5 protein-coding genes and 1 pseudogene are annotated in these 4,910 nt (G+C 52.2%); 2 read left to right on the forward strand and 4 right to left on the reverse strand.

Annotated features, from left to right (window positions below; translation table 11 throughout):
- A partial coding sequence (locus tag BHE85_RS10570; RefSeq protein WP_047664789.1) for an IS1 family transposase occupies positions 1–165 on the reverse strand: 165 nt, incomplete at its 3' end.
- A gap of 404 nt (positions 166–569) precedes the next feature.
- Positions 570–1,355, reverse strand: a complete 786-nt coding sequence (gene lafU / locus BHE85_RS10580) for a putative lateral flagellar export/assembly protein LafU (RefSeq protein ID WP_000207563.1) — start codon at positions 1,353–1,355, stop codon at positions 570–572.
- Here lafU and BHE85_RS10585 point away from each other — a divergent pair.
- Positions 1,321–3,039 (forward strand): annotated as a pseudogene (locus tag BHE85_RS10585) (flagellar biosynthesis protein FlhA); the annotation flags it as partial. The gene lafU and the pseudogene BHE85_RS10585 sit on opposite strands and share 35 nt — an antisense overlap.
- Positions 3,040–3,161: 122 nt before the next feature.
- Here BHE85_RS10585 and rayT read toward each other — a convergent pair.
- Together rayT and BHE85_RS10595 are read right to left on the reverse strand one after the other, a co-directional pair.
- Positions 3,162–3,659, reverse strand: coding sequence for an REP-associated tyrosine transposase RayT (rayT, locus tag BHE85_RS10590; protein WP_000006258.1), 498 nt, complete (start codon positions 3,657–3,659; stop codon positions 3,162–3,164).
- Between the two features lie 175 nt (positions 3,660–3,834).
- Positions 3,835–4,584, reverse strand: a complete 750-nt coding sequence (locus BHE85_RS10595) for a C40 family peptidase (RefSeq protein WP_000093950.1) — start codon at positions 4,582–4,584, stop codon at positions 3,835–3,837.
- A 161-nt stretch (positions 4,585–4,745) separates the two neighbouring features.
- Here BHE85_RS10595 and BHE85_RS10600 point away from each other — a divergent pair.
- Positions 4,746–4,910: IS1 family transposase (locus BHE85_RS10600; protein ID WP_047664789.1), on the forward strand; the 165-nt coding region annotated here is incomplete at its 3' end.

Here is a 4,910-nt window from a genome sequence, read left to right on the forward strand (position 1 = left end):
TTTCTGGTGCGTACCGGGCTGAGAGGCGGTGTAAGTGAACTGTAGTTGCCATGTTTTACGGCAATGAGAGCAGAGATAGCGCTGATGTCCGGCAGTGCTTTTGCCGTTACGCACCACGCCTTCAGTAGCGGAGCAGGAAGGACATCTGATGGAAATGGAAGCCACGCAAGCACCTTAAAATCACCATCATACACTAAATCAGTAAGTTGGCAGCATTACCGGGTGCTCCACCTTCTTTTAGATGGTCACCGTGAAAGGCTGAACGTCCTAAATCTTCAAAACTAAGAGATTCGTCTAGGATGTGGTCTGGATGGCTGGCTAACCAATCCTGTATGGCCTTACTCTGTCTTCGATGACTATCACCAAAAGCTTGTTTCGTTGACGAAAAGCGAATGTAACTGTAAACCTTCCTCATCTGTATATTCATCCAGTGCTATAATGACTCTATGACCAGATTATAAGGGGTGTTTTAGGAAGTGAAAATCATGATTTTACGCATTGCTCACCTCTCAACACTGGTAAAGTATACAGTGATTTCAGAGTTTGAGAAATGCGTAAAGATTCAGCATTTAACGCGTTCGCTGCGAAAGCACCTGCTGCTTATCCAGCTTTTGCACCAGCGGCTGCACCACTTTATCCCCATGCTGACCAAAGTATTGATACAGCGTATCGGACGCACTTTTGGTCAGCACCATAATCTCAATGCGCCGGTTGCCCGCGCTTTGCGGATTTTTGGAATCCAGCAGCATCTGGTCCGCCATTGCGCTTACCTGCATCACTTTATCTTCCGGCATTCCGGCCTCTTCCAGCACCCGACGAGCCGAAAGCGCGCGGTCACCCGAAAGGTTCCAGTTGTTGTAGATATTGTTTTTGTAAGCCATCGCATCGATATGCCCGGTAATAATAATTTTGTTATCGAGCGAGTCGAAAACTGGCGCGAGCTCCACCAGCAGCGTTTTAAAGAACGGCATAATCTGCGCGCTGCCGCGTTCGAACATATTGCGATTCTGGTCGTCTTTAATCAGCACGCGTAATCCCTGGGGAACAATCTCCATCTCCAGATTCGCTTCCATATGCGCATCACGGGCAATGGTGGTGATACTGGTTGCCAGCTCGCCAAGCTCGGTGGCGGATTTCTTCTTCAGCAGCGCCGTTTTCTCATTGACGTCGCGCGCTTTTTTCTCCGTTTCTTCCGGCACCGCCACGGTGGCAGGTTTTGGCGGATGAGACGGGCTGATTTTATTTAACGGCGACAGCCCACCACCGTTAAAAATCGACTGCCCGTGCAGCGCGGCGATAATGCTTTCACGCTCGGATTTACTGACGCTGTTGACAATCAACTTTATCGTCGTCACCAAAGGGGCCGAGCGTATTTCCGAGGTTTCAGCCCGCTTTACCCTGGATGCGATGCCCGGTAAGCAGATGGCGATTGACGCCGATCTTAATGCCGGGTTGATCAATCAGGCGCAGGCACAAACCCGACGTAAAGATGTTGCCAGCGAGGCCGATTTCTACGGCGCGATGGACGGGGCATCGAAATTTGTGCGCGGGGATGCTATCGCCGGGATGATGATTCTGGCGATCAACCTGATCGGCGGCGTCTGTATCGGGATCTTCAAATACAACCTGAGCGCCGACGCCGCCTTCCAGCAGTATGTGCTGATGACCATCGGCGACGGGCTGGTGGCGCAAATCCCTTCCCTGCTACTCTCCACCGCGGCGGCGATTATCCTCACCCGCGTCAGCGACAACGGCGATATCGCCCATGACGTGCGTAACCAGTTGCTGGCAAGCCCATCGGTGCTCTACACCGCTACCGGAATTATGTTCGTACTGGCGGTAGTGCCGGGAATGCCACATCTGCCGTTTTTGCTGTTCAGCGCCCTGCTTGGCTTTACCGGCTGGCGGATGAGCAAACGCCCGCAGGCGGCGGAAGCGGAAGAGAAAAGTCTCGAAACGCTGACCCGCACCATCACCGAAACCAGCGAGCAACAGGTCAGTTGGGAAACCATTCCGCTTATCGAGCCTATCAGTTTAAGCCTCGGCTACAAGCTGGTGGCGCTGGTCGATAAAGCCCAGGGCAACCCGCTCACCCAGCGTATTCGCGGCGTGCGACAGGTGATATCCGACGGCAACGGCGTGCTGCTGCCGGAGATCCGCATTCGGGAAAACTTCCGCCTTAAGCCCAGCCAGTACGCTATTTTCATCAACGGCATTAAGGCTGATGAAGCGGATATTCCGGCGGATAAACTGATGGCCCAGCCCTCCAGCGAAACCTACGGCGAGATAGACGGCGTGCTGGGGAACGACCCGGCGTACGGGATGCCGGTGACCTGGATCCAGCCTGCGCAGAAAGCGAAGGTGCTGAATATGGGGTATCAGGTGATCGACAGCGCCAGCGTGATTGCTACCCATGTAAATAAGATTGTGCGCAGCTATATTCCTGATTTATTTAACTATGACGATATTACGCAGTTGCATAACCGTTTGTCGTCGATGGCACCGCGCCTGGCGGAGGATTTAAGCGCGGTGCTCAATTACAGCCAGTTGCTGAAAGTGTACCGGGCGCTGCTGACCGAAGGCGTTTCCCTGCGCGATATCGTCACCATCGCCACCGTGCTGGTCGCCAGTAGCGCGGTGACCAAAGATCATATTCTGCTGGCAGCCGATGTGCGCCTGGCGCTGCGGCGCAGCATTACCCATCCGTTCGTTCGCAAGCAGGAGCTGACGGTGTATACCCTGAATAATGAGCTGGAAAATCTGCTGACTAACCTAGTGAATCAGGCGCAACAGGGCGGTAAAGTGATGCTCGACAGCGTGCCAGTGGACCCGAATATGCTCAACCAGTTCCAGAGTACGATGCCACAGGTGAAAGAGCAGATGAAAGCGGCGGGGAAAGACCCGGTGCTGCTGGTGCCACCGCAGCTGCGCCCTTTGCTGGCGCGTTATGCAAGGTTGTTTGCGCCGGGGCTGCATGTGCTGTCGTATAACGAAGTGCCGGACGAGCTGGAGTTGAAGATTATGGGGGCGTTGATGTAAGTATCCAGCATTGGTGCACAACTGCCGGATGCGGCGTGAACGCCTTATCCGGCCTACCGATCCAGCACAGGTTTGTAGGCATGATAAGACGCGCCAGCGTCGCATCAGGCATCTGCGCATAATTATAAAATGATACGCTCGCCAGCATTTATATCCGTTACGTCCCCCGCCCAATCGATGGGATATAACCCTCGCGCGACATCGCGATGGAACGTTGAGAATGGCCAATCACTCACTTGCTTTACCCAACCATGCTTTACTGGATTTATATAAATATAATCAACATGATGCCTATAATCTTTGGTATTGCGGATGGCGTGCTCCCAAAAACGTGGTTGCCAGATATTTTTCAATCCACAAGCATGGGTAAATTGCTTTTTAATTTCCCGCCAGCGAGAGGAAAAATCATCATCGCCTTCAGGTAATGTCCATATGCAATGCATATGCTCTGGCAAAACGACCCAGGCGTTGATTTCAAAAGGCCTGTCTCGCTTAACTTTAATAATGGCGTTACGGAGCATCTGGTACTGGGTGGTCAAGAGTTGGCTTCGACGATTGCGTAAATTCACCGTGAAAAACCAGGTTCCCCCCTTGATGTAATAACGACGATATTCAGACATGGCGACTCCTTTTTCTCAACGGTAAGAAGAAAAGGAAAGGTCGGCAATGAGGTGATGGAATAACAGGAAAGCGGCTCGCAAAAACGCACAGATTTGTAGGCATGATAAGACGCGTCAGCGTCGCATCAGGCATCTGCGCACCACCGCCGGATGCGGCGTAAACGCCTTATCCGTCCTACAAAATCGTCTCTTCCGTCAATATCCACCGCGCGCCCAAAAAATGATCCTGCCAGAAAGGTTCAGCTAACCGACTTACCCGAATGGTTTCCCCCGTGCGCGGCGACTCAATAAACTGACCGTCTCCCAGATACACGCCCATATGGTCGGCAATTTCACGGCTGTGGATATGGAAAAACAGCAAATCTCCCCGGCGCAGGTCGTTATTTGCCACAATGGTTGCCCGATGGTAGTGATACATCTCATTAGCCGTGCGCGGGAGCTTAGCCTCAAGGATCTTGTTGTAGGCATAAAAAACCAACCCGCTACAGTCGAAGCCTTGATCGGGCCGCGTGCCGCCCCAGACGTAAGGCTTGCCAAGCTGTTGCTCCAGACGGTGAATCGCCACTTCGGTGATATTATGCAGGTGGTTGCTGCTGAGGAAATGATTGTTTTCTACCAACGCCTGCCAGCGTCTGTCACTTGCCTTGAGCGGCGCAGGAAACCATTCTGGATGCTGTTTTATCTGCTCCCGGTTGTGCTGGCGTAGCGCCCTTCTGCTTTCGGCATTGCCTTCCACAATGTAGCTGGCCTGTTTTTTCAGATGGGTTTGGTACTGTTTTAATAAACGCGCACGGTTTTGCATCCGCTGGCGGGCGGCGTAGCTGAAAGAGATATGTGATGTGGTGGCGCTGGCGAGTAAAGGGAGCAAAACGCATAACGAAAACACGCCTGGATGCAGAAATCTGCCGAGCAAGAACGAAGACATGAAGGACATAAACCGGCTGAATGAAGGTGAGAATTTTAAAAGACCGGAGGAGTAAACGGGATTATTAATTGCTTATTTGCATATTACTATTGAGGTTTCATAATCTGGTAATGCTGCCAACTTACTGATTTAGTGTATGATGGTGATTTTAAGGTGCTTGCGTGGCTTCCATTTCCATCAGATGTCCTTCCTGCTCCGCTACTGAAGGCGTGGTGCGTAACGGCAAAAGCACTGCCGGACATCAGCGCTATCTCTGCTCTCATTGCCGTAAAACATGGCAACTACAGTTCACTTACACCGCCTCTCAGCCCGGTACGCACCAGAAA

The organism is Shigella sp. FC1567 (genome assembly GCF_001743015.1).
Taxonomy (GTDB): domain Bacteria; phylum Pseudomonadota; class Gammaproteobacteria; order Enterobacterales; family Enterobacteriaceae; genus Escherichia; species Escherichia coli.

Coding starts and splice junctions, on each gene's coding strand:
- rayT (WP_000006258.1), bottom strand. CDS start 3,659: ATGTCTGAATATCGTCGTTATTACATCAAGGGGGGAACCTGGTTTTTC.
- BHE85_RS10595 (WP_000093950.1), bottom strand. CDS start 4,584: ATGTCTTCGTTCTTGCTCGGCAGATTTCTGCATCCAGGCGTGTTTTCG.